This window comes from Enhydrobacter sp., assembly GCA_025808875.1.
Lineage (GTDB): Bacteria > Pseudomonadota > Alphaproteobacteria > Reyranellales > Reyranellaceae > Reyranella.
Window position 1 is genome coordinate 88,678 of the sequence record CP075528.1, and the last position, 24,651, is coordinate 113,328.

27 protein-coding genes are annotated in these 24,651 nt (G+C 66.3%); 22 read left to right on the top strand and 5 right to left on the bottom strand.

Features of this window, described 5'->3' with window-relative positions; genetic code table 11:
• Positions 1-4 precede the first annotated feature (4 nt).
• A complete protein-coding gene (locus tag KIT25_00465) occupies positions 5-835 on the bottom strand; it encodes an aldo/keto reductase (GenBank protein ID UYN95453.1) in 831 nt (276 codons plus the stop codon).
• Between the two features lie 50 nt (positions 836-885).
• Between KIT25_00465 and KIT25_00470 the strand changes: the two genes are divergently transcribed.
• The 5 genes from KIT25_00470 to KIT25_00490 all read left to right on the top strand — a co-directional run bounded on the left by KIT25_00470 (position 886) and on the right by KIT25_00490 (position 7,726).
• Positions 886-1,836, top strand: coding sequence for an HlyC/CorC family transporter (locus KIT25_00470; protein UYN95454.1), 951 nt, complete (start codon positions 886-888; stop codon positions 1,834-1,836).
• A 39-nt stretch (positions 1,837-1,875) separates the two neighbouring features.
• Entirely contained in the window at positions 1,876-3,345 is a 1,470-nt protein-coding gene (lnt, locus tag KIT25_00475) for an apolipoprotein N-acyltransferase (GenBank protein UYN95455.1), read from the top strand.
• A 215-nt stretch (positions 3,346-3,560) separates the two neighbouring features.
• The gene (locus KIT25_00480) at positions 3,561-4,019 is read left to right on the top strand and encodes a helix-turn-helix transcriptional regulator (GenBank protein UYN95456.1); all 459 of its coding nucleotides are present in this window, start codon (positions 3,561-3,563) and stop codon (positions 4,017-4,019) included.
• A gap of 193 nt (positions 4,020-4,212) precedes the next feature.
• Complete coding sequence (gene metK, locus KIT25_00485) at positions 4,213-5,499, top strand: methionine adenosyltransferase (protein ID UYN95457.1); 1,287 nt, start codon at positions 4,213-4,215, stop codon at positions 5,497-5,499.
• Between the two features lie 154 nt (positions 5,500-5,653).
• A complete protein-coding gene (locus KIT25_00490; GenBank protein ID UYN95458.1) occupies positions 5,654-7,726 on the top strand; it encodes a peptidase domain-containing ABC transporter in 2,073 nt (690 codons plus the stop codon).
• On the opposite strand, the gene KIT25_00495 is transcribed toward KIT25_00490, so the two are convergent.
• Genes KIT25_00495 through KIT25_00505 form a run of 3 tightly spaced genes read right to left on the bottom strand, consistent with a single transcriptional unit; the run spans position 7,719 to position 9,885 of the window.
• Positions 7,719-8,183 carry an MmcB family DNA repair protein gene (locus tag KIT25_00495; GenBank protein ID UYN95459.1) on the bottom strand — a complete coding sequence of 155 codons (465 nt, stop codon included), beginning with the start codon at positions 8,181-8,183 and terminating at the stop codon, positions 7,719-7,721. The two genes, KIT25_00490 and KIT25_00495, sit on opposite strands and share 8 nt — an antisense overlap.
• A gap of 11 nt (positions 8,184-8,194) precedes the next feature.
• A complete protein-coding gene (locus tag KIT25_00500) occupies positions 8,195-9,397 on the bottom strand; it encodes an SEL1-like repeat protein (GenBank protein UYN95460.1) in 1,203 nt (400 codons plus the stop codon).
• Positions 9,394-9,885 (bottom strand): sel1 repeat family protein, encoded by a 492-nt coding sequence (locus KIT25_00505; GenBank protein UYN95461.1) that lies wholly within the window; start codon positions 9,883-9,885, stop codon positions 9,394-9,396. Before KIT25_00505 ends, KIT25_00500 begins: the two co-directional genes overlap by 4 nt.
• A 911-nt stretch (positions 9,886-10,796) precedes the next feature.
• On the opposite strand from KIT25_00505, the gene KIT25_00510 reads away from it, so the two are divergent.
• A complete protein-coding gene (locus KIT25_00510; GenBank protein ID UYN95462.1) occupies positions 10,797-11,447 on the top strand; it encodes a TetR/AcrR family transcriptional regulator in 651 nt (216 codons plus the stop codon).
• Positions 11,448-11,624: 177 nt separating this feature from the next.
• Here KIT25_00510 and KIT25_00515 read toward each other — a convergent pair whose 3' ends face one another.
• Positions 11,625-12,083, bottom strand: a complete 459-nt coding sequence (locus KIT25_00515) for a cytochrome c (GenBank protein UYN95463.1) — start codon at positions 12,081-12,083, stop codon at positions 11,625-11,627.
• Positions 12,084-12,249: 166 nt separating this feature from the next.
• Between KIT25_00515 and KIT25_00520 the strand changes: the two genes are divergently transcribed.
• The 16 genes from KIT25_00520 to KIT25_00595 all read left to right on the top strand — a co-directional run bounded on the left by KIT25_00520 (position 12,250) and on the right by KIT25_00595 (position 24,628).
• Entirely contained in the window at positions 12,250-12,936 is a 687-nt protein-coding gene (locus tag KIT25_00520; GenBank protein ID UYN95464.1) for a cytochrome b/b6 domain-containing protein, read from the top strand.
• A 79-nt stretch (positions 12,937-13,015) separates the two neighbouring features.
• Positions 13,016-13,864 carry a MoxR family ATPase gene (locus tag KIT25_00525; GenBank protein UYN95465.1) on the top strand — a complete coding sequence of 283 codons (849 nt, stop codon included), beginning with the start codon at positions 13,016-13,018 and terminating at the stop codon, positions 13,862-13,864.
• A 15-nt stretch (positions 13,865-13,879) separates the two neighbouring features.
• Positions 13,880-15,061 (top strand): VWA domain-containing protein, encoded by a 1,182-nt coding sequence (locus tag KIT25_00530; GenBank protein ID UYN95466.1) that lies wholly within the window; start codon positions 13,880-13,882, stop codon positions 15,059-15,061.
• 11 nt (positions 15,062-15,072) lie between these two features.
• A complete protein-coding gene (locus KIT25_00535) occupies positions 15,073-16,698 on the top strand; it encodes a thiamine pyrophosphate-requiring protein (protein ID UYN95467.1) in 1,626 nt (541 codons plus the stop codon).
• Entirely contained in the window at positions 16,695-17,084 is a 390-nt protein-coding gene (locus KIT25_00540) for a redoxin domain-containing protein (GenBank protein UYN95468.1), read from the top strand. The genes KIT25_00535 and KIT25_00540 overlap by 4 nt, the downstream gene beginning before the upstream one ends.
• A gap of 21 nt (positions 17,085-17,105) precedes the next feature.
• The gene (locus KIT25_00545) at positions 17,106-17,753 is read left to right on the top strand and encodes a hypothetical protein (protein UYN95469.1); all 648 of its coding nucleotides are present in this window, start codon (positions 17,106-17,108) and stop codon (positions 17,751-17,753) included.
• A gap of 7 nt (positions 17,754-17,760) precedes the next feature.
• Entirely contained in the window at positions 17,761-17,928 is a 168-nt protein-coding gene (locus KIT25_00550; GenBank protein UYN95470.1) for a hypothetical protein, read from the top strand.
• A gap of 185 nt (positions 17,929-18,113) precedes the next feature.
• Positions 18,114-18,563, top strand: a complete 450-nt coding sequence (locus KIT25_00555; protein ID UYN95471.1) for a (2Fe-2S)-binding protein — start codon at positions 18,114-18,116, stop codon at positions 18,561-18,563.
• A 13-nt stretch (positions 18,564-18,576) separates the two neighbouring features.
• A complete protein-coding gene (locus KIT25_00560; GenBank protein UYN95472.1) occupies positions 18,577-20,739 on the top strand; it encodes a xanthine dehydrogenase family protein molybdopterin-binding subunit in 2,163 nt (720 codons plus the stop codon).
• The gene (locus KIT25_00565) at positions 20,736-21,032 is read left to right on the top strand and encodes a hypothetical protein (protein UYN95473.1); all 297 of its coding nucleotides are present in this window, start codon (positions 20,736-20,738) and stop codon (positions 21,030-21,032) included. Before KIT25_00560 ends, KIT25_00565 begins: the two co-directional genes overlap by 4 nt.
• Positions 21,029-22,297, top strand: a complete 1,269-nt coding sequence (locus tag KIT25_00570; protein UYN95474.1) for an FAD-dependent oxidoreductase — start codon at positions 21,029-21,031, stop codon at positions 22,295-22,297. The genes KIT25_00565 and KIT25_00570 overlap by 4 nt, the downstream gene beginning before the upstream one ends.
• Entirely contained in the window at positions 22,297-22,707 is a 411-nt protein-coding gene (gene soxX, locus KIT25_00575) for a sulfur oxidation c-type cytochrome SoxX (GenBank protein ID UYN95475.1), read from the top strand. Before KIT25_00570 ends, soxX begins: the two co-directional genes overlap by 1 nt.
• 4 nt (positions 22,708-22,711) lie before the next feature.
• Positions 22,712-23,152, top strand: a complete 441-nt coding sequence (locus KIT25_00580; protein UYN95476.1) for a SoxY-related AACIE arm protein — start codon at positions 22,712-22,714, stop codon at positions 23,150-23,152.
• Positions 23,152-23,472 (top strand): thiosulfate oxidation carrier complex protein SoxZ, encoded by a 321-nt coding sequence (soxZ, locus tag KIT25_00585; GenBank protein UYN95477.1) that lies wholly within the window; start codon positions 23,152-23,154, stop codon positions 23,470-23,472. Before KIT25_00580 ends, soxZ begins: the two co-directional genes overlap by 1 nt.
• Before the next feature lie 116 nt (positions 23,473-23,588).
• Positions 23,589-24,236, top strand: a complete 648-nt coding sequence (gene soxA / locus KIT25_00590) for a sulfur oxidation c-type cytochrome SoxA (protein UYN97781.1) — start codon at positions 23,589-23,591, stop codon at positions 24,234-24,236.
• 119 nt (positions 24,237-24,355) lie between these two features.
• Complete coding sequence (locus tag KIT25_00595) at positions 24,356-24,628, top strand: hypothetical protein (GenBank protein UYN95478.1); 273 nt, start codon at positions 24,356-24,358, stop codon at positions 24,626-24,628.
• Positions 24,629-24,651 lie beyond the last annotated feature (23 nt).

Below are 24,651 nucleotides of genomic sequence, written 5' to 3' on the forward strand. Positions count from 1 at the left end.
GCGCTCAGAGCATCTCCAGCGCCTGCTTGCGCCGGGGCGGCGGAAAGGCCCGGTCGAGCTCGGCCAGGGTTTCGGCCGACAGCTCGACCCGCAGCGCCTCGAAGTTTTCTGTCACGCGCGCGCGGGTCGCCGATTTGGGGATGGTCACGACCCCCGGCTGGGCGAACAGCCAGGCAAGCGCCAGCTGGGCCGGCGTGCAGCCGACGTCGGCGGCAATTTTCCTCAGCGCCGGCTTGCCCAGCAGGGCGCCCTGGTCGAGCGGCGAATAGGCCATCAGCGGGATCGATCGGTCGCGCATCCAGGGCAGCAGGTCGAACTCGGGGCCGCGCCGGCTCAGGCAATAGAGCACTTGGTTAGACCCGTTCAGCCCCCTGTCGAGGCGGGCGGCATCCTCCATGTCGCCGACGTCGAAGTTGCTGACGCCGAAATCGCCGATCTTTCCAGCCTCGCGCAACCGGTGGAACGCCTCGAAGGCTTCCTCGAGCCGGGCCCCGCCGCGCCAATGCAGGAGGTAGAGGTCGATTCGCTCGACGCGCATGCGCCGGAGGCTGCGTTCGCAGGCCGCGACCGTACCGCCGCGGGTGGCGTTGTGCGGATAGACCTTGCTGACAATGAAGGGTCGTACCGCGCGGCCGGCGATCGCCTCGCCGACGATCTCCTCGGCGCCGCCCTCGCCATACATCTCGGCCGTGTCGATCATCGCGTAGCCGAGATCCAGGCCATGGCGGATGGCGTCGAGTTCCTGCGCCCGCTTGCGGCTGATCTCACCCATGCGCCAGGTCCCCAAACCGAGGAGGGGCATGACTGCCCCTGAGGGCAATTTATGGGAACACATCGGGAACATGGGCGATTGCATCACGGGGCCGTTAGCCTATCCTAGCAGTCATGCTGGATTCCACATCGCGAGGTACGCAGCCGGGCTCCGAAGGCCCGGCGACCCAGGGTGAACCGCACCAACCAGCCCGGCCGGACGCCGGCGACGTTCCCTCAACGGGCGGCCTGTTGCGTGCCCTGTTGCGGCGGTTGCGGCGGCGGGACAAGAACGAGGCGGTACGCGAAGCGATCGAAGAGCTGATCGAGGGGACGCCCGAGAGCGACACGCCGATCAGCGACGACCAGCGCATCCTGCTCGCCAATATCCTGAAGCTGCGCGACAAGACGGTGCGCGATGTCATGGTGCCGAGGGTGGACATCGTCGGCATCGCCGCCAACACCTCCCTCGACGACGTCGTGCGGCTCATCCAGACCGAGGCCCATTCGCGCTATCCCGTCTACCGCGAATCGCTCGACGACGTGATCGGCATGATCCACATCAAGGACGTGCTGGCCTACTGGGGCACGTCGAAGAAGTTCAACCTGCGCGACATATTACGCCGCGTCGTGTTCGTGGCGCCGACCCTGCCGGTGCTCGACATGCTGCTCGACATGCGTCGTCAGCGCACGCACATGGCGCTGGTGGTCGACGAGTTCGGCGGCACCGACGGCCTGCTTACCATCGAGGATCTGGTCGAGGAGATCGTGGGCGAGATCGAGGACGAGCACGATGTCGCCCAGCCTCCAACCCTGGCGCGCCGGCCCGACGGCACGATCGATGTCAACGGCCGCACACCCGTCGAACTGCTGGAGCAGGAAATCGGCCGTGTGCTGTCGGAAGACGAGCGGCGTGAGGTCGATACGGTGGGCGGCCTGATCTTCTCGCTGCTGGGCCGTATCCCCGAGCGCGGCGAGGTCGTGAGCCATCCGTCGGGCGTGGAGTTCGAGGTGCTCGACGTCGACCCGCGCCGTATTCGCCGCCTGCGCGTAAGACCCGCGACGGTCTCGCCGGTCGCGACCTGATCGTCGGTCGGGCCGATGAAGCTCCAAGGAGGATGGGCCTTGGGTGCGGGCGCCCTTGCCGGCGCACTCGCGGCCCTGGCGATGCCGCCCCTCTTCTGGCTGCCGTTGGCTGTGCTGGGCATCGTCGGCTTCGTCTGGCTCTGGGACTCCGCGCCGACTTGGCAGGCGGCACTGATGCGCGGCTGGGCCTGGGGGCTCGGCCACTTCGTCGTCGGCTCCTACTGGATCGTCGAGGCCTTCTTCGTGCCGCCGGCGGATTTTGCCGCGCTCGGGCCGCCCATGGTGCTCGGCCTTGCCGTCATCCTCGGCTTCTTTCCTGCGATTGCGGCCGCCGGCGCGCGCGCCTTGATCGTGCGTTGGCCGGGTCTCGCGGGACGCTACCGGCGCTTGTTGCTGCTGGCGATCTGCTGGGCGGTGGCCGAATGGCTGCGCGGGCATGTCTTCACGGGCTATCCGTGGAACCCACTGGCCCATGTATGGGCGTTCGCCACACCTTTGCTACAGGGTGCGTCGCTGTTCGGCGTGTACGGTCTCGGCGCCTTCACCTTCCTGCTGCTGGCGGCGCCTGCGGCTGGATGGCGGGCCTCGGTCGGAGCGCTGGCCTTCGCCAGTCTGGCCGGTTTCGCCGGCCAGATGGCGATGATCGATGCCAACGTTGCAGCCGATGGCCCGCTGCTGCGCATCGTCCAACCCAACATCCAGCAAGCGGAAAAATGGCGGCCGGAATCCCGAAACAGGCAGCTCACTCTGCTGGTCGAACTCAGTCGTGGCCCCGGTTTCGAAGGGGTTGCCGCCGTCATCTGGCCGGAGACCGCCGTGCCGTTTGGCGTCTCGCCCCGATCCTCCGTCCTGCCCATGCTGGCGACCGCCGCGCCGCCGGGAGGCTATCTGCTGACCGGCGTGCCGCGCACGGCGGGGCCGCCGTCGGAGGCGGTATGGAATTCGCTGATCGCGGTCGACACCGCAGGCCGCATTGTCGCGTACTACGACAAGGTCCATCTCGTTCCATTCGGGGAGTACATCCCCTTCCACAAGGAACTGCCGCCGATCAGCGGCATGATCGGTCGCGGCTCGTTCGAGGCCGGCGAGGATTTCGCGCTGGTCGTCCTGCCGGGGCTGCCGCCCTTTTCGCCGCTGATCTGCTACGAGGCGATCTTTCCCGCAGCCGTCACCAAGGCCGGCACACGACCGGACTGGCTGCTGAACGTGACCAACGACGCCTGGTTCGGCGTGTCGAGTGGTCCCTACCAGCATCTGGCCAGTGCACGCCTGCGGGCGATCGAAGAAGGGTTGCCGATGGTGCGCGCGGCCAATACCGGCGTGTCAGCGATGATCGACGGCTATGGCCGGGTGTTGGCCTCGCTTGCCATGGAGGTCGAGGGTGTCATCGACCACCGCCTCCCCGCCGCGCGGGCCGCCACGCCCTACAGCCGCTGGGGCGACGGCATGCTGCTGGCGGTCCTTGTGGTTTTTGCATTGGCGATGGTCGCCGGAAGGCCACGCGCCTGATCTTTTTCGTTTGTGTTCTGCAAACGATTTCAAGGGCATGAGGTTCAGCTTGCATTCACTGGAGGAGCGGCTAATGTCCTATGCAAGTCTGGCGTGTAGATATGCATTTTTGCAGAGCTGCGGAAGTCACGCCGACACAATCTGAAGATGTCGGACATCTGACCTGCTCAACGGCGACGTAGTAAGAAAACCAAGACCGAAAAGGATCCCACAACATGGCAAGATCTCATCCCGTCGATGTCCACGTCGGAGCCAGGATGCGTCAGCGGCGCACGCTTCTCGGGATGAGCCAGGAAAAGCTTGGCACTGCGGTCGGCCTCACCTTTCAGCAGATTCAGAAATACGAGCGCGGTTCGAACCGCATCGGGTCGAGCCGGTTGTTCGAGTTCGCCAAGGTGCTCGACGTGCCGGTCTCCTATTTCTTCGACGAGATGCCGTCGAATGTGCTGGCTGGGCGGCCGATGTCGGGGCGCGGCCGCAAGGGTGGCTTCGGAGAGGCCGCCACGCCGTTCGAGCAGGAGAAGGATCCGCTGATCAAGCGAGAGACGCTGGAGCTCGTCCGCGCCTACTACAAGATCCGCGAAGGTCGCGTGCGCAAGCGCATCTTTGAGATGGTAAAGGCGGTCGGTGCCGCCAGCCATGCCGAGGTCCTGGGCGGCCGCAAGGGTCGATGAAGGTTCCGGCCAGCGTCCTCAGGACGCTTGATTTCCATCGCCTTTTGGAGTTTTTAGCCGACGCGATACCGATATCCCGGTATTGCCGCGGATGGATTTGGACGACTTGCCACCGCGAAAACAAAGGCTAAGCCGGACGTTGGTGGCCCTGCCGCCCTGCCCGGAGGTCCAGTGACATCTGTGGAGGGGTGCAGTGGCGCTCAAAGACTACATTTTTACGTCTGAGTCGGTTTCCGAAGGTCATCCGGACAAGGTCTGCGACCAGATCTCGGATGCGATCCTGGATGCGTTCATTGCGAACGACATCAAGCTCGGCATCGAGGACCAGAGCCTGGTCAACACGCGGCTGGGCTGCGAGACGCTCGCCACGACGAACAAGATCGTCATCGCCGGCGAGTGCCGCGGCCAGGATCCGTTCATGCGCAAGTATCGCGGCCAGACGGTGATGAACCGCGAGCTGATCGCCAATGTGGCGCGCGACGTGGTGCGCGACATCGGCTACGAGCAGGATGGCTTCTCCTACGACGGCGCCGACATCGAGGTGCTGCTGCACGGGCAGTCGCCCGACATCGCGATGGGCGTCAACGCCAAGAAAAAGGGCGGCAATCTCGGCGAGCAGGAAGGCGCGGGCGACCAGGGCCTGATGTTCGGCTTCGCCTGCCGCGACTCGGAGGAGTATGAGAAGAACTCCTTCATGCCGGCGCCGATCTACTTCAGCCACAGGATCCTCGAAGTGCTGAGTCAGGCGCGTCGCTCGGGCGAGCTGCCCGACCTGCTGCCCGACGCCAAGAGCCAGGTGACCGTGCGCTACGCCAACGGCAAGGCGGTCGGTGCCACCAAGGTCGTCGTCTCGACCCAGCACAAGGAGGCCACGGCCAAGGGCAGGAAATACAACTCCGGCATGGTCAAGGAGATGATCGCCGGCCACGTCGTGAAGTCGCTACCGCAGGGCTGGATGCCGAAGAAGGCCGCGGACTTCTTCGTCAATCCGACCGGCAACTTCGTCGTCGGCGGTCCCGACGGCGATTGCGGCCTGACCGGCCGCAAGATCATCGTGGACACCTACGGCGGCTACGCCCCGCATGGCGGCGGCGCCTTCTCGGGCAAGGACCCGACGAAAGTCGATCGCTCGGCGGCCTATGCCGCGCGCTACCTCGCCAAGAACGTCGTGGCGGCGGGCCTCGCCGACCGTTGCCTCATCCAAGTCGCCTACGCCATCGGCGTCGCCGATCCGATGTCGCTCTATGTCAACACCGAGGGCACGGGAAAGGTCGACGAGCGCAAGCTCGAGAAGGTGCTTTCCGACATCTTCCCACTGCGGCCGACCAACATCCGTCGCGGCCTGCAGCTCAACAAGCCGATCTACAAGCGTACGGCGGCCTACGGCCATTTCGGCCGCAAGCCTGATCGCGACGGCGGGTTCTCTTGGGAGCGCCTCGATCTGGTGCCCGAACTGAAGCGCGCCTTCGGTGCTCGCTGAGAGTCTTCCTCTAAACGATTGAATCTAAGGGAAATTCTGATAGTCTGCTGCGGTCGGCAACAACGCCGTCCAAAGCAGACGACGGATGGCCCCTCTCGAAGACAGCGGGCTCGGCCCGGGCCGGCCGACCCGCTTACCTCCGATCGATTCCTTGATGCGGGCGCTGCTATACATCGCCCAGCAGATCGGTCATCCCGTGAGCGAGGCCGACGTACGTCGGCTCGCCGCCACGCCAGACCGTCTCCTTGACGAAGCTGCCTTTGTCGCGGCGGTCGGCCGTCTCGGTCTGGACGCCGCCGCCGTCGATCTCGTCCGGCTCGATCGGCTTCCGACGCCGTTCGCCGTCTGGGGCACGGGCCGTCCCGCCCACGTCGTGGTCGCCCGCGCGCCGTCCGGCTGGACGGTGCTCGACGTCGTCGAAGGGCGGGTTTCCGTACTGAGTGAGGACGAGATCAAAGCGCTCGGCTCGCGCGCCCTCACGGCGCGCGAGCCGGTCGTCGAACGCGGCCCGGCGACGTGGTACGCGCCGCTATGGGCGCGTCTCAGGCCGGTAATGCTGAAGCTCGCCGGCCTGTCGTTCCTCATCAACCTGCTCGGCCTCGCGACGCCGCTGTTCATGATGCTGGTCGTAAATCGGCTGGTTGGTGACGGCGGGCTCCCGGGTTTCGGCACGCTGATGGCCGCATTGTGCGGTGGCATGCTCGCCGCCTATGCGCTCGACTTTGGCCTGCGGGTCGGCCGCGGCTGGCTGTCGGCGCGCACCGGCGCCGAGCTCGACATGGTGATGAGCGGCGAGGTGGTGCACCACCTCGTGCAGCTGCCGTACCGCCACTTCCAGAACACACCGTCGGGCATTATCGCCGAGCGCCTGCGCCAGCTCGATGTGTTGCGCGGCTTCTTTGCCGGCCAAGTGCCGGTCCTCGCCATCGACCTCGCCTTCGTCTTCCTCTTCCTCACCGCCGCCTTCGCGCTGAGCGCGACGCTGGGTATGATCGTCGCTTTGGCATTGCCACTGCTGATCGCCGTTTCCCTCGCCGGCCATCGCGCGCAGCGCCGCCTCGCCGACGACAGTTTCCTGGCCCTGGCCGCCAAGGCCTCGACCCTCGGCGAGACCGTCAACAACGCCGTCACCATCAAGGCGCTGGGGCTCGAGACCGAGGTCGAACGCCGCTGGCGCGCGCGCGTGGACCAGTCGGCCCGGACCAGCTTCCGCGCCGGCCATCTCGCCAATGTCGCGGCGAGCGCGTCGGGTGCCATGCAGCTCATCGTCTCGCTCGCCGTGATCGTGGTCGGCGTATCGGAGATCGACGAGGGCAAGCTGGCGGTCGGCGGGTTGGTCGCCGTCAACATGCTGGCGATGCGCACGCTCACGCCGATGCGCCAGCTCGTCGGCGCCTGGCATCAGCTGCAGGCCGTGCGCGCGGCTTTCCAGCGGGTCGACGAGTTGATGGCGGAGGAGGTGGAGAGCGCGCCCGGGGCCCTCGCGCCGATGCCGCCGCTGGCCGGGCACGTACGTTTCGAACGGGTCGGCTATCGGCCGGACGGGCGTTCGCCGCCGATCGTCGACGGCATCGATCTCGAGATCGCGGCCGGTGAGGTGCTCGGCATCGTCGGCCCGTCGGGTTCCGGCAAGACGACCGTCGCCCATCTGCTTCAGGGGTTGGTGCCGCCGTCGGCGGGCCGAGTCCTGTTCGACGGCACGGACATCCGGCACATACCGCCGGCCCAGTTGCGCGCTCAGCTCGGTATCGTGCCGCAGGAGCTGCAGCTGTTCACCGGGTCGGTGCGCGACAACATCGCCATCGGCGTGACCGAGAAGGATCCCGGGCGCGTCGTCGCAGTGGCCAAGTTTGTCGGCGCGCACGGCTTCATCGAGCGCCTGCCGGAGGGTTATAATACCCAAGTGGGCGAACGCGGCGGCCGCCTGTCGACCGGGCAGCGCCAATTGATCTGCATCGCCCGCGCGCTGATCCGCAACCCGCGCATCCTCATCCTCGACGAGGCGACCAGCGCGCTCGATCCCGGTACGGAGGAACGGCTCCTGCGGCAGCTCAAGGCCAATGCCCGCGGCCGCACCGTCGTCATGATCACCCATCGACTGGCACCGTTGTCGATCGCCGATCGTATCGCCTTGGTGATGGATGGGCGCGTCGAACGCGTCGGGCCACCCGCCGAGGTGATGGCCTATGCGCGCATCCGCATGTCCGAGGCCAGCCGCCTCAAGTGACGTCGTCGAAATCGCGGTCGCTCAACCGCGCCAGCCGTTCGGACGCGAGTCGGGCGCAATCGATCAAAAGCGACTTTCGCCGTGCCGCGACGATCGGCCGGCGCGGCGGCGCTCGGACGATCTCGCCGCCATAGGCGTCGGCGACGATGAGGCCGAGCTCTTGCGGGATGAGGACTTGAGGAAACGCGACCGGCACCGCGACATAGAGCAAGTCGCACCAGCTGAGGTAGTCCGGCCATTTCGTGTCGACCTGCCAGTCGTCGACCGACGACTTGACTTCGACGATCGTCAAGTCGCCGCCACGGCTCACCGCGAAGATGTCGGCCCGTCGGCCGTCGGGCAGCGGCATTTCGAGCAGGACGGAATGGCCGGCCTGGCGCATCAGCCGACAGGCGCCGCGGCAGACGGCCAAAGTCGTTTCCGGCCGCGGCGGCCGGGCGGGGGCCAGAGGCTCCATCGCGGCGGGTCCTAGGGTTTGGCGGGAGTGAGGCGCGGGGCGATGTCGTCGGCGGTGCGCTCGTAGGACGGCACGAACGCCTGAGCAAGGGCTGCGGCACGCTCGCGATCGGACACGGAAATCCGCTCGCTCGCCTTTTGGCGCACGGTACCCGCTTCGAGATAACCGTTGCGCTCGGCGAGCATCAGCCACTTGTAACCTTCGACCGGATCCTGCACTCCCGTTACGCCGCCCAGCAGCAGCATGCCGAGTCCGTGTTGGGCTGCCGGCAAGCCCTGAAGGGCGGCGCGGCCGTACCAGAGCTGCGCCTGCATCGGGTCGCGCTCGATACCCGCCCCCCCGAGATAGGCGGTGCCGAGCTTGAACTGGGCGGATGGCACGCCGGCGTGGGCCGCGAGCCGATACCAGCTGACGGCGGCCTGCAGGAGATTCGCGTTGGCGTCCTTGTCGCGCGACAGCGGCGTTCGTGCGGCTATGTCGCCGAGCGCCAGTGCGGCTTCCGGCACGCCGCTCTCGTATGCCCGGACGAGAAGTTCCTGGGCCTTGGCGAGATCGCGCTTGATGCCGACGCCGTCGGCCAAGGCCAGCGCATAACGCAGTGCCGCCAGCGCGTGTCCTTGTTCGGCGGCGCGGCGGTAGAGGTCCGTTGCCCGAATCGAGTCGGCAGCGGCGGCGCCTTGGCTTTCCTCCATGGCACGACCGAGCGCGTACTGGGCAGTGGGATCACCGTCGGTCGCGGCCTTCTCGAGCCAGGCCCGAGCCTGGACGAGATCGCGCGGTACGCCTTGGCCGCGCAGGTAGAGGATGCCGATATTGACCTGGGCGCGGCGATGGCCGGCATTGGCCGCCAGCTCGAAGAGTTCGGCTGCGCGCTGGTCGTTGCGCGGTATGCCGGCAAGCCCCTGGGCGAAGACGAGGCCGAGCCTGTGTGTGCCTTCGCTCGAGCCGGCATCCACCGAACTCTGCAAACGTCGCAACCCCTCCTGCCGATCGCCACGGTCGAGCAGTACGACGGCCAACCACGCCTCGGCGTCGGGATTGCCTGGCGCCAGGCTGCGGAAGGCGGCTTCGGCGGCGGCGATGTCGCCCGTCCGATAGGCGCTAACGCCGAGGCGCAGCGATGCGGCAACGTCGTTTGCGTCGTCCGACTGTGCGTGCGCGAGCGAGCTTGCAGCCAGAAGGGCCGCAGTCAGCGCCGCGCGGAGACGGGTCATTTCGTCTTGAAGCGGTAGGCGACAGCCGCCGCCTTTGCCTTCTCGACCTCGTCGGGCTTCAGTTCTCTGGCCACCTGCTCGGCGAGTTGCGCGGCGTTCTGTACGTTCCAGCGGTCAGCTATGGCGAGCCACTTGTAGGATTCGGTCAGGCTCTTCGGAACGCCCTTGCCCTCGGCGTAGATGCCCGCGAGCGGGATCATCGCCGGCGTGTAGCCGCGCTCGGATGCATCGAGAAGCAACGGCGCGGCCTTGCCGAGATCGAACAGCTTGGATTGGGGATTGCCGTAGACATAGAGGCCAAGGAGGAACTGGGCGCGAGGGTCGCGTTCCTTGGCGAGCGGCTGCAACTCCTTTTCGGCAGTCGCGGCATCGTTTGCCTGCAATGCCTTGACGCCTTCCTCGAGGCCTGCGCTGGCCGGCAACGTGGACGACAAGAGCAGCGCGAGCGCGAGGGAGATGGCAACGGGACCACGGCGAAAGAACGACACTGATGAACTCCCGTTCGTGAAGGAAGAGCCGAAAGGCGCGCACCGTCTAGCATGGAAAATGGGGCGTTCCCAAGGAGGCCGCCGAGTGCCACCCCTCGTGCGCGGTGAGGCTGGCGCCGCCTTTCAAAGGTGAGGCTGGTGCCGCCTTCCAAAGGAGTACAGCGGGCGAAGGATCCTCGACGGTGGAATTTGCACTTTCCGATACCGGTCCATAGCGAAGAGTGGGCTGGTAAACCGTTGTAAAAGAACGATAAATTACTCCGAATGACACGATTGGACGACCAGTTGGATACCCATTTTTGACTATCTAGTTTCAAAGAGGACCGGTAATTCCTAGGAATCACAAGATTTCTTCTAAATGAGATATGCATTTTTGCAGATAACGAACGGCGAGGCTCTTTGCTAAGGTCGCCACATTGAGACGTCGTTCGTAATCGCAATTCATAGCTGGAAGGTTTTTGCAGCGAGATTGGCCAGCTTCCACTCGAGCAGGCCCTAAACCCACCAAGTTCGCCCTAGCCCGCCAGCGGCCCCCCAAGCCGCACTTCGAAGCCCCCTTCCCACACACCCTAAGGCTTCGATACACCCCACACCCAGGCGGGCTCCTAAGGAAGGCCGGTCGTTCCCCAAGCGACCGGCCTTTCGTATTCCAGCTCCTTTGCATTCTTGGCCGGCCCGTCATCCACAGGCGGGTGTTTGACCGTGGAAATCACTCGCGTTACGGAAACGTCGGCATCATGTCGCGTTCTCGGTGCAGTTTTAGATCTCCCAAAAATGCCTATCTCGAAAGAAAAATGTAGGAGAAATCAGAGGGTGAAGGGATCTGAGATATGCAATTTTGCAGATTACGACGGAAACCTCGCATGCTAAAGTAGCGTCATTAAAGAAATTCTTATTCTATTGGTTTTAATATGAAAATCGTCGGATTCCCGATTGATGTGTCGCGGTCGCAGGATGGCCGCATCGTGCGCGGCCTGCGGACCCGTCAAGCTTTGATCCAGGCCACGCTGGACCTGATCCAGGCAGGCGATGTCGAGCCGACATCGGCCGCCATCGCCACGATCGCGGGTGTGTCCAGCCGGGCGCTCTTCCAACATTTCACCAATCTCGCCGATCTCTACGCCGCGGCCTTCGACCTGGCGGTCAGCCGTGCGTTCGACCGCAGCCGGCCGGTCGACTCCGAAGCGCCGCTGGCCAACCGCATCGAATTGCTGGTGTCGGATCGGTCCGAGCTCTTCGAGGAATGGCTGCCGGTATGGCACTTCGCCGAGCGCGTGCGCTCGGTTGCTCCGGCGGTCGGGCTCGGCGTATCGCAACTTCGCAAGCTCCTGCGCGAACGCCTCGCCGGCTGGTTCGCCGCCGAGCTCGGCAATCTCGATCCGTCGGCACGCGATCTCGTGCTCGATTCGCTCGATGTCGCCTTCGGCCTCGACAGCTGGATGAACATGCGCGAGCAACTTCGCCTCTCGCCGGTGCACGCCTCGCGGACCTGGCGCTTCACCGCCGAAGCGATCGTGCAGCAAGCACTCACGGTTCCCACACAGCCCGTGGCGGTGGCCTGACCGGCCACCTGCGTCGAAGCCCCTTCCCACAACCCCACGGCTTCGTCGCATTCCTTCCCACCCCAGCCACGGGCGAAACAGAAAGGCCGGTCGTTCCCCACGACCGGCCTTTCCAATTCGACAAAGAAAAAGGCGGCGGGTCGACCCGCCGCCTGTCTGCCTTGAGGGCGATGCGGTTCAGTTGGCCTTGGCGCGGAACGTGTTGTGGCAGGCGCCGCACTGCTTGCCGACCTCGGCATAGGCCGCGGTCACGGCCGCGAGGTCGCCAGAGCCAGCCGCGACGGCAAGCTTGTCGTAGGCCGCGTCGGCCGCCTTGCTGGCGGCGTCGAAGCCGGCCCGGTTGGTCCAGATCACCGGCAGGGCCTTGGTCTCGCCCTTGTCGGAGCCGGCAGGGAACATCTTCACGAACGCCAACTCGAGTTCCTTGAGCTTGGCGGCGTGCTGCACCACGGGGGCCACGTTGCCCTTGGCGTCGATGATGCCCTTGATGGCGCGCATCTGCGCGCCTGCCTGCTTGCGATTGTCCTGCCGTTGCTTGATGGCATCCCCTTGAGCCAGCGCCATCGTCGTTCCTCCGACGATGCCACCGGCGGCGAGGGCGCCGATCACCGCGATTGCCCAAAATTTCTTCCTCATCAGCCATCCCCTGTTGAGTTCACGTGGACCGAAGGGCGCGGCCCCCGGTCCGGCATTTGTCGCAGAGCTTGCGGCCGAAGCGAACAGGCCGCATGCGAAATCCATCATCACGACTGCGTGTGGTGGCGCGGGTTGTCAGTCAATCCCGGGCGGACGATAAAGCGACATGGCCGACGACAAGCCGCGAACGATTCGCGTTTGGGATCTTCCCGTCAGATTGTTCCACTGGGCGCTCGTGGTTCTTCTTGCCACCTCATATTTCAGCGGACGCGCCGGCGGCGACTGGATGGATCTGCATTTCTGGTCGGGTTACGCCATCCTCACCCTGTTGTTGTTTCGCATTGCCTGGGGTTTCGTCGGCAGCACCACCGCGCGCTTCGCCCACTTCATCAAGGGCCCCGCGGCCGCCTTGCACCATCTGCGCGAACTACTGCGCGGCCCTGCGCGCGAGGTGGGGCACAATCCGCTCGGCGGGCTGATGGTCGTCGCCCTGTTGCTGGCTGTCCTGTTGCAGGCGGGCAGCGGCCTGTTCTCGGCCGACACGGACATGGGCACGGTCAACGGGCCGCTCGCGTTGAAGGTCGCCGATGCCTGGGTCGACCGGCTGACGTCGTTCCACCAATTCTGGGTCGATGTGATCCTGGTCCTGGTGGCGCTCCATGTGCTCGCTGCGGCGATCTATCTCGTCTGGAAGAAGCAGAACCTGATCGGCGCCATGTTCACCGGTCGCAAGCCGCGTCACCACGCCGTGGCGCCCGACGCGCCCGAGCCGGTTCTTTGGTTCGCCCCGGGCAGGCTCGCCCTCTCGCTGCTGATTGTAGCGGCAGCGATCGTCTATTTCGTCGTGCGCTGACGGACGAGGGCCGGTCTTGCTGGCAGGGTAGGGCGCCTCTAGGGTGGGGCGACACTCTCGTGAACCTGGATTTTGCACCATGAAATTTACCGGTACCGACTCGTATGTGGCCAGCGACGACCTGCGCGTGGCGGTGAATGCCTCGATCGCGCTGCAGCGGCCGCTGCTCATCAAGGGCGAGCCGGGCACCGGCAAGACTGTACTGGCGCACGAGGTTGCCAAGGCGTTGAAGGCGCCGATCATCGAATGGCACATCAAGTCGACGACCAAGGCCCAGCAGGGCCTCTATGAGTATGACGCGGTGTCCCGACTGCGCGATTCACAGCTGGGCGACGGCCGCGTCAAGGACATCGCCAACTACATCAAGCGCGGCAAGCTGTGGGACGCCTTCACGCATTCCGAGCGGCCGGTGCTGCTGATCGACGAGATCGACAAGGCCGACATCGAGTTCCCCAACGACCTGCTGCTTGAGCTCGATCGCATGGAATTCTACGTCTACGAGACGCAGGAGGTCGTGAAGGCCTCGCAGCGGCCGATCGTCATGATCACCTCGAACAACGAGAAGGAGCTGCCGGACGCGTTCCTGCGCCGCTGCTTCTTCCACTACATCCGTTTCCCCGATCGCGAGATCATGACGCAGATCGTCGACGTCCATTTCCCCGACCTGCAGCGCAATCTGCTGCGTGAGGCGTTGAACATCTTCTACGATATCCGCGAAGTGCCCGGCCTCAAGAAGAAGCCCTCGACCTCGGAGCTGCTGGATTGGCTGAAGCTCCTGATGGTCGAGGACATGCCGCCCGACGCGCTGCGCTCCAAGGATTCCAAGCAGCTGATCCCGCCTCTGCACGGCGCTCTCCTGAAGAACGAGCAAGACGTGCACCTGTTCGAGCGGCTCGCCTTCATGGCGCGCAGGGAACAGCGCCAGTAAGGGGAGACCCTTGGGATGTTCACCAACTTCTTCCTCGAGCTACGCCAGGCCAAGGTGCCGGTCTCCATCAAGGAGTACCTCGCCCTGATGGAGGCGATGGACAAGCACGTCGCCGACTACAGCGTCGACGACTTCTACTATCTGTCGCGCTCGATCCTGGTGAAGGACGAGCGCAACCTCGACAAGTTCGACAAGGTCTTCGGGCACGTCTTCAAGGGCCTCGAATCGATCGGCGCCGAGGGCGTCGCCGCCGAGATCCCCGAAGAGTGGCTTCGCAAGCTCGCCGAGAAGCTTCTGACCGAGGAGGAGAAGAAGCAGATCGAGGCGATGGGCGGCTGGGAGAAGTTGATGGAGACGCTGAAGAAGCGTCTCGAGGAGCAGCAGAAGCGCCACCAGGGGGGCAGCAAGTGGATCGGCACGGCCGGCACCTCGCCGTTCGGCGCCTACGGCTTTAACCCCGAGGGCGTGCGCATCGGCCAGGACAAGAACCGCGAGGGCCGCGCCGTCAAGGTGTGGGATAAGCGGGAGTACAAGAACCTCGACGACACGGTCGAGATCGGCACGCGCAACATCAAGATTGCGCTGCGCCGCCTGCGCAAGTTCGCGCGCGAGGGCGCCGAGGTCGAGCTCGACATGCCCGACACGATCCGCTCGACGGCGCGCAATGCAGGTTACCTCGACATCAAGATGATCCCGGAGCGGCGCAACAAGGTGAAGCTGCTGCTGCTGTTCGACATCGGCGGCTCGATGGACGCGCACATCCGCGTCTGCGAGGAGCTGTTCTCGGCGGCGCGCTCGGAGTTCAAGCACCTCGAGTTCTTCTACTTCCACAACTGCCTCTACGAGAAGCTGTGGAAGGACAACCGCCGGCGCCACGTCGACACCTATCCGACGGCGCAGCTCATGAACACCTTTCCGCCCGACTACAAGATCATCTTTGTCGGCGATGCCTCGATGAGCCCATACGAGATCGCCTACCCCGGCGGCTCGGTCGAGCACTGGAACGAGGAGGCGGGCCAGGTCTGGATCCAGCGCATGGCTGATACCTACAGATCGATGGTGTGGCTCAATCCCGTTCCGGAGCGGCACTGGAGCTACACACCCTCGATCCAGTTGCTGCAGCAGCTCACCTCCAGCCGCATGTTCCCCTTGACCCTGGGCGGTTTGGACAGCGCAATGAGGGAGCTCAACAAATAGGAGGGAACCAGATGAAGACCGGGCCGGCGATCGCCGAGATACTCAAGAAGGAAGGGGTCGAATACCTCTTCGCCTACCCGGTGAACCATCTGATCGAGGCCTGCGCGGCCATCGACATCCGCCCCATCATCGTCCGCCAGGAACGCATCGGCCTGCACATGGCCGATGCCATGTCGCGCCTCACCAAGGGCCGCAAGATGGGCGTGTTCTGCATGCAGAGCGGCCCCGGCTCGGAGAACGCCTATGGCGGCGTGGCGCAGGCCTTCGGCGAGTCGGTTCCGCTCTTGGTGATCCCGCAGGGCTATCCGCGCCGGATCGCGCACGTGCCGCCCAACTTCAACTCGACGCTCGCCATGGCGCACGTTGCCAAGCATTGCGAGCCGGTCACCAACGGCCGGGAGATCGCCAACATCATGCGGCGAGCCTTCAGCCTGCTGCGCAACGGTCGCGGCTCGCCGGTGATCGTCGAGCTGCCGAACGATGCCTACGCCGAGGACGCGCCCGATCCTCTGGTCTACGAACCGGTGGTCGTCGCCAAGTATGCGCCCGACGCCGCGGCGGTCGCCGAGGCGGCCAAGGTGCTGCTGGCCGCCAAGCGGCCGGTGATCTACGCCGGTCAGGGCGTGCACTGGGCCGAGGCCTATGCGGAACTGAAGGAGCTCGCCGAGCTGCTGGCGATCCCGGTCTGTACCAGCCTCGAGGGCAAAAGCTGCTTCGACGAGACCCATCCGCTGTCGCTCGGCTCGGGCGGGCGCGCCTACCCGAAGGCGGTGCGCCACTTCCTCGACCAGTCCGACGTCATCCTGGGAATCGGCTGCTCCTTCACCGAGACCAATTTCGGCATCTCCATGCCGGGCGGCAAGACGATCATCCATGCCACGCTCGATCCCGCGCACCTCAACAAGGACATCAAGATCAAGTACGGCCTGGTGGGCGATGCCCGGCTGACGCTGCGCGCGCTGCTCGATGCCTGCAAGGGAACTGCCAGACGCGACGACGGCCCGGTCGCCGCGGAGATCAAGCAGATCTCCGACGAGTGGCTCAAGGAGTGGATGCCCAAGCTCACCAACAACGAGGCGCCGCTCAATCCCTATCGTGTGCTGTGGGATCTGCAGCGCACCGTCGACGTCGCCAACACCATCATCACCCACGACGCCGGCAGTCCGCGCGACCAGCTCTCGCCGTTCTGGAAGACGACGGCGCCGCACACCTATATCGGCTGGGGCAAGACGACCCAGCTCGGCTACGGCCTCGGCCTCGCCATGGGCGCCAAGCTCGCCTGCCCGGACAAGCTCTGCATCAACGTCTGGGGCGACGCCGCCATCGGCTTCACCGGCATGGATTTCGAGACGGCGGTGCGCGAGCGCATCCCCATCATGTCGGTCCTGCTCAACAACTTCTCGATGGCGATCGAGCTGCACATCATGAAGGTGTCGACCGAGAAGTATCGCTCGACCGACATCTCGGGCGACTACGCGGCGATGGCGCGCGCCTTCGGAGGCTACGGCGAACGCGTGACCAAACCCGAGGATATCGTGCCGGCGATCAAGCGCGGCATCGAGCAGACGAAGAAGGGCGTGCCGGTCCTGCTCGAGTTCATCACCTCCAAGGAAACGACGATCTCGGTGCCGAAGTGACCACGATCCTCACCCCGACCGACGAGTTCGACGTCGAGACCAGCAACGGGCTCTGGATGCCGGCCACCGACGCCGAGCGCGTCACCGGCTGGACCTTGAAGCCCGAGGGCATGTGCCGCGCGGAGGCGTGCGTGGCGCTGCCTGCCGACGCCGTGCGCGGCATGGAGGTGAACGTCGAGGCATTCTGGAGGAGGCTCGGCGGTCCCGTCGTCGCCGACGACGGGCGTGCCGTCTTCGCGCTCGGCGCGCCGGCCGAGGAACGCAACGCCCAGCTCGAAGGCCTGGTCGCGCCCGACTTCACTCTGCCCGACATCGATGGCAAGCCGCGGCGGCTGTCGGAGCTTCGCGGCAAGAAGGTCTTCCTCGCGACCTGGGCCAGTTGGTGAGGCTGCCGGTTCGACTTGCCCGTGTGGCAGCAACTCTACGCCGAACTCGAGGACAGAAACTTCATGGTGGTCGCGGTCGCGGAGGAAAGCCGGGGCGCCGAACACGCGCGGCCCTGGATCGAGGCGGCCAAGTCGGACTACTGGCAGCTGATCGACGCCGAGCACCGCCTCGAGGACCTCTACAACCTGGTCAACGTCCCGCAGGCCATCTGGATCGATGAGCAGGGCAGGATCGCGCGCCCGCCCGAGACCGCGGGCTCGACCGACCACTTCCGCCGCATGGATCTGAAGACACGTACCATGTCGCCCGAGGATCAGGCGGCGCGGCTCGCCGCCCGCCAAGCCTATCTCGACGCCGTGCGTGCTTGGGTGACAAGCGGCAGGCACGCCCTGCCGGCCGACGCGGCGCGCGCCGCGCTGTCCAAAGTCACGCCCGAGATCGCCGAGGCGCGTGCACGTTTCCGCCTCGGTGTCTGGCTGCGGGCCCGCGGTCGTATCGCGGACGGTGATCGCCAGTTGGCCGAGGCAAGTCGCCTGCACCCGGACGCATGGAGCCTGTGGAGACAGGCGGCGGACCTCGACGAGGTCGGCAAGGCGTCGGGCCCGGATTTCTGGAAGAGGGTGCAGGCGCTGGGCGATCGCCCATACTATCCGCCGGCCAGGCTGTAGGGAGACGATGCGCCTGAACTATCTCGGGACGGTTCGTGCCAACAAGGCCGACGGCAAGATGGTGGAGATCGCAGGCTGGCCGGCATGGCGGGGCCGAGCCAGGAGGATCTGTCGCAGCCTGCAGCCGAGATTCAACGCCGACGAGACGTCGAATCTGCTCGGCAGCAATGTATGACGTGTGGTCGAGGCGCGTCTCGGCTGAAGCGCCACAGAACCGTCACGGCAAATTCGCCACGGCAAATTCGCATGACCATGCGTCCGGCGCAGGCCATCACACCTGCGTGAGAGCGGTTCGATCACTGGGCGGTCCGACCCTCACGCGATAGGCTCGGCGCCTCCCACATACACAGGGGTCCCGCCATGTCCGTCCTCAACGTCAACGGAAAGTCGGTGCAGGCCAACGTCGATCCGCGCACGCCGCTGCTCTGGGTGCTGCGCGACACGCTCGGACTGACCGGCACGAAATATGGCTGCGGCATCGCCCAGTGCGGCTCCTGCACCGTGCACATCGACGGCGTCGCCACGCGCTCCTGCCAAGTGCCGCTAAACGCGGTCGGCAACCGCAAGGTGACAACGATCGAGGGTCTCGCGGCAGACGGCAAGCTGAACAAGATCCAGCAGGCTTGGGTCGACAACGACGTGCCCCAGTGTGGCTATTGCCAGACCGGCATGGTCATGGCGGCGACGGCGCTGCTCGCCGCCAAGCCGTCGCCGACCGACGCCGACATCGATGCGGCGATGACCAACATCTGCCGTTGCGGCACCTATCAGCAGGTGCGCGAGGCGATCCACGCCGCGGCCAAGGCCTGAGGGAGGACGCGCCATGACGATCCATTCTCCGCTGGGACGCCGCAGGTTCCTGGTCAGCGCCTCCGCCGTCGCCGGCGGCTATTCGCTCGGCTTCTCCTTTCCCTTCGAGGCGGCCCATGCGGCCGAGGTGAAGGAACTCAACGCCTGGGTCGTGGTCCATCCCGACGACAAGGTGGTGGTGCGCATCGCCCGCTCGGAGATGGGACAGGGCACCCTTACCGGACTCGTGCAGCTCGTCGCCGAAGAGCTTGAGTGCGACTGGGGCAAGGTGAGCTGGGAATATCCCACGCCGGCCCAGAACGTCGCGCGCAATCGCGTATGGCGCAATTTCTCGACCGGCGGCAGCCGCGGCATCCGCGAGAGCAACCAGTATGTGCGCGAGGGCGGCGCCATCGCCCGCGAGATGCTGATCGCGGCGGCGGCGGCGCAATGGAGTGTGCCGGCCGGCGAATGCAGCGCCGCCGACAGCACGATCACGCACCGTCCGTCCGGCCGCACGGTGAGGTTCGGCGCGGTCGCCGCGGCAGCGGCCCGGCTCGAACCGCCCAGGGAGGTGAAGCTCAAGGACCCGAAGGACTGGAAGGTCGCCGGCAAGCCGGTGAAGCGCCTCGACACGCTCGACAAGGTTACTGGCAAGCAGCTCTACGGCATCGATGTCAGCCTGCCCGGCATGCTGATCGCTGCCATCCAGGCGAGTCCGGTGATCGGAGGCAGGCTCGTGAGCTTCGACGGCGCCCGCGTAGAAAAGATGCCGGGCGTGAAGAAGGTCGTCTCGGTCGACGGTAATGCCGTCGCCGTGGTCGCCGACACCTACTGGCAGGCGCGTACGGCGCTCGCTGCGCTGCCGGTGCGCTGGGACTTCGGCAAGCTCGCCGACGTGCAGCAGGACGACATCATGGCGATGCTCAAGGAGGGACTGACGGCCGAGCAGGCGTTCGTCGGCAACAAGGCGGGCGACGCCAAGGCGGCGCTCGCGGGCGCCGCGAAGAAGGTCGAGGCGACCTACAGCTTCCCCTACCAGCACCACACCACCATGGAGCCGATGAACGCCACCGCGCTCTACACCTCCGATAATTGCGAGGTGTGGTGCGGCACGCAGAATGGCGAGGCGGCGCTGGCCGCCGCGTCGGAGGCCTCCGGTCATCCGGTGGCGAAGTGCGACGTGCACAAGATGCTGCTGGGCGGCGGCTTCGGCCGTCGCGGCCGTTCGGACTATGTGCGGCAGGCGGTGCTCATCGCCAAGCAGATGCCCGGCACGCCGATCAAGATGATCTGGTCGCGCGAGGAAGACATGACGCACTGCCAGTATCACCCGACGACGATGTGCAGGCTGGTCGGCGGTCTCGACGCCCAAGGCAACCTGGTCGGCTTGCACATGCGAATCTCCGGCCAGTCGATCCTGGCCTCGCTGCTGCCCCAGAATCTACGCGACGGCATGGACCCGGTCGTTTTCCAGGGCGTCATGGCCTCGGGTGTCGAGGCCGCCTACGGCTACGAGGTACCGAACCTGCTGATCGATCATGCGATGCGCAATCCGCACGTCACGGCGGGCTTCTGGCGCGGCGTGAACACCAACCAGAACGCGGTCTATATGGAATGTTTCATGGACGAGTTGGCCGAGGCGGCCGGCAAGGACCCGCTCGAGTTCCGCCTGAAGATGCTGAAGCCCAAATGGGCGGCCGTGCTGAAGGCGGCCTGCGACAAGGCCGGCTACGGCCAGCCGCTGCCGGCGGGCCATTACCACGGCATCGCGCAGGTGATGGGCTACGGCTCTTATGTCGCGGGCGTCGCCGAGGTTTCGGTGAGCGCCGACGGTGTGCTCAAGATCCACAAGATCACCGCGGCTACCAACTGCGGCCACGTCGTCAACCCTGCGCAGGTCGAGCGCCAGGTCGCCGGCTCCTTCGCCTATGGCCTGTCGGCGGCGCTCTACGGCGAGATCACCGTCAAGGACGGCGCTGTCGAGCAGACCAACTTCGACAGCTACAACCTGATGCGCATCGACGAGATGCCGAAGGTCGAGACAGTGCTGGTGCCGACGGGCGATTTCTGGGGCGGCGTCGGCGAGCCGACCATCGCCGTTGCGGCGCCGGCGGTGCTGAACGCCATCGCCAAGGCGACGGGCAAGCGCATTCGCGACCTGCCGCTGATGCATCACGAGCTGAAGGGCGCATGAGCATGCGCCGCTGGCTCTGGCCGGCGGCGGTCTGCCTGGCATTGCAGGCCGGGACGGCGCGAGCGGCCGATGCACCGCCCGGCGCGAGCGCTTGCACCGGCTGCCACGCCGCATCGAAGATCGTCGATACCGCCGTGCCGCGGATCGACGGTCGTCCGCCGGTCGAACTCGCGACGGCGATGCGTGAGTTCAAGTCGGGTGCGCGGCACGCCACCGTGATGGGCCGCATCGCCAAGGGGTTCAGCGACGCCGAGATCGACGCCATCGCCGCCTGGTTCGGAGCGCGGCCGTGACGCGCCGGCGCTCGATCCTCAAGCTCGCGGCCGCGGCGGCGCTCGCGCCGGTCACCGCCCCCTCGATCGTCTCCGCTCGGAGCGCGGCGCGGATCGTCGTCGTCGGTGGCGGCTTCGCCGGCGCGACCTGCGCGCGCGCGTTGCGCAGGCTCGCGTCCGGCCTTTCGGTGACCCTCGCCGAGCCCAACCCGACCTTCGCCGCCTGCCCGTTCAGCAACGCGGTGATCGGCGGCCTGCGCGAGCTCTCGGCACAGCAGTTCGGCTACGACGGCGTGCGGCGCGACGGCGTGGTCGTGGCGCAGACCGCCGCGGTGTCGATCGACGGTGAGGCGAAGTCGGTCACGCTCGCCGACGGCAATCGCCTGGCCTTCGACCGCCTCGTGCTGGCGCCGGGCATCGACATCGATTGGCAGGGCCTGCCGGGCTACGGCGAGGACGCCGCCGAGAGGATGCCGCATGCCTGGCAGGCGGGATCGCAGACGCTGCTGCTGCGCCGCCAGCTCGAGGCGATGGAGGATGGTGGTCTTGTCGTGATGTCGGCGCCCGCCAATCCCTTCCGCTGTCCACCGGGTCCCTACGAGCGCGCCAGCCTGATCGCGCACTATCTCAAGACGAGGAAGCCCAAGTCCAAGCTGCTGATTCTCGACGCCAAGGACGCCTTTTCCAAGCAGCGCCTCTTCCAGAACGCCTGGGCGCAACTCTATCCCGGCCTGATCGAATGGGTGCCGCTCGGCGAGGGCGGCAAGGTGACGTCGGTCGATGCCGCGACCAACACGCTCGTCACCGACTTCGCCCGCCACAAGGCCGACGTCGCCAACGTGATTCCGCCGCAGAGGGCCGGCGCCATCACGCGCCAGGCCGGCGCTGCCGACCGCAGCGGCTGGTGCCCGGTGGAGCCGGTCTCGTTCGAATCGCGTTTGCGGCCCGGCATCCACGTGCTGGGCGATGCCGCCATCATGGGGGCGATGCCCAAGTCGGCCTTTTCCGCCAACGCCCAGGCGAAGGTGTGTGCCGCTGCCATCGTCGCCCGTCTCGCCGGCAAGGAGCCGATCGAGCCGCGGCTGATCAACACTTGCTACAGTCTGGTGGCGCCCGACTACGGCATCACCGTGGCCGGCGTCTACAAGCCCACCAACGGCCAACTCGCCGACATTCCCGGGGCCGGCGGCGTGAGTCCGCTCGACGCCGACGCGGGCTTTCGCGCCCAGGAGGCGCTCTACGCCGAGGGCTGGTTCCGCACGCTCACTGCCGAGGTCTTCGGCTGATGAAGCAGGCAGCCTTGGCCGCGATCGCGGCGTTGATGGCGGGCGAGGGCGCCGCCCAGTCCTTGCCGGCGTCGCTCACCGGCGTCGCGGGCGACGCTGTGCGCGGTCGGGCGATCGTCGCCAATCGAACCGTCGGGCTCTGTCTGCTCTGCCATACCGCGCCGATCGCCGAGGAGCGGTTCCAGGGCAACCTGGCGCCGGATCTGGCCGGCACCGGCGCGCGGTGGTCGGAGGGCGAGCTTCGGCTGCGCCTGATGGATGCGTCGAGACTCAATCCCGACACCATCATGCCGCCCTATTATCGAACGGAAAATCTGCGACGGGTGGCGCGGAGCGCGGCGGGCAAGCCTATCCTGACCGCCGAGCAGATCGAGGACGTCGTGGCCTATCTGGTCACGTTGAAGGAGTGAAGGCATGACGCGAAGACGGATATTCCTGGCAGGGGCGGCGGTCACGCTGCTACCGCTGTCCGCCCGCGCGACGCCCGAGACGATGGCTGCGGCCATCAAGGATGTGGTCGGCGCAGCGCCGTTGCGCGCCGGCAAGGTCAGGATCGACGTGCCGCCGCTGGTCGAGAACGGCAACACGGTGCCGCTCACCGTCACGGTCGACGGCCCGATGAGCGAGGCCGATCACGTCACCGCCATTCATGTCTTCAACGAGAAGAACCCGCAGCCTCACGTCTTCAATGCCGTGCTCGGTCCGCGCAACGGCACGGCGACGGTCGGCACACGCATCAAGCTTGGCGATTCGCAGAAGATCGTCGCCATTGCGCGGACCTCGACGGGCGAATTCTGGAGCGCCGAGGCCGACGTGATCGTCACCCTCGCGGCCTGCCTCGAGGAGACGACCTGATGGCCAATGTCCTGATCAGCGCACCCAAGGCGGCGCGGAAGGGCGAGGTAATCGAACTCAAGGCCCTGATCCAGCATCCGATGGAGACCGGCTTCCGGCCGGGTCCCAATGGGGAAATCATTCCGCGCAACATCATCGAGCGCTTCACCGCGACCTGGAACGGCCGCGAGATCTTCCGCATGGACCTCTCGCCGGCCATCTCCGCCAATCCCTTCGTCGCCTTCTGCGCCGTCGCCGACGAAAGCGGCACGATCGGGTTTCGCTGGACCGGCGACCGGGACTTTCTCGTCGAGGAGACAGTCGCCATCGAGGTGACATGAGGCGCTGGACGCTCGCCGCCGCCGCCTGCGTGTCGGTGAGCTCCCTGGTGCTGGCGCAACCGGCCCCCGACGGCCAGAGGTCGAGCTACCACGACATGGGCCGGGCCCTGCAGCAAATGCAGGACGACGAGTTTGCCAATCCCGGCATGCTCTACGTCCGCAGCGGGGAGCAGCTCTGGGCGAGAGCCGTCGGCGCAGCCAACAAGGCCTGCGCCGATTGCCACGCCGCCGGCAGCATGGTGGGTGTGGCAGCCCGCCATCCCGCCATTCCACCGGGCCGCGACCGGCCGGCCGACCTCGAAGGCCGGATCAACCAATGTCGCACGGAACGACAGCAGGCCGAGCGGCTGGCCCCCGAGAGCGAGCCCTTGCTCGCGCTCGCGGCCTATGTCGCGCGTCAGTCGCGGGGCCTGCCGATCGCGCCACCGGCCGACCCGCGTCTGGTTCCCTTCCGGCGGGAGGGCAAGGCGCTGTTCGAGACCCGACAGGGGCAGTTGAACCTGTCCTGCGCCAACTGCCATGACGACAACGCCGGCAAGAAGCTCGCCGCCGCGACGATTCCGCAAGGTCATCCCGATGGCTATCCGATCTACCGCCTGGAATGGCAGGCGCTGGGCTCGCTCAAGCGGCGACTGCGCAACTGCCTGATCGGCATGCGGGCCGAACCTTACGATCACGATTCGACCGAGTATGTCTCCCTGCAGCTCCATCTCATGGATCGGGCGCGCGGTATGAGATTCGATGCGCCCGGCGTGAGGCCCTGAGGCCGGTCGAAAAACTTCCTGCCGGGACGCGGGCGCGCAGACTCTTATGCTCCACTCGCCGCCAAGTTCGACCGCCGCTTTCGTTGCCGCTGCCGAGAGGGTGATCCTACAGTCGGCCGATGCCCGGACCGGCCAGCAGCTTCGTTGCACGCACCGCCCGCCTGCTGCTCGGCGCCAGCGAGGAACCGGCACTTTGGGCGATCTCGGTGCGCGGCCGGGTCGTCGGTTCGCTGGCCGTCGATCGCGGCCAGTGGCGGCTCTCCTGGTTCGCCGACGCCGATCCGCGGCTGACGGGCTTCGTCGGTCCGGTCGGCGGCGACATCGAAGCGCTGTCGATGGCGCTCGCCATCCGGCTCGGGGCACCGGTCGACATCGAATCCCTCGCCGTCTGAGGCCAGTTGAGATTTCCGCCGCA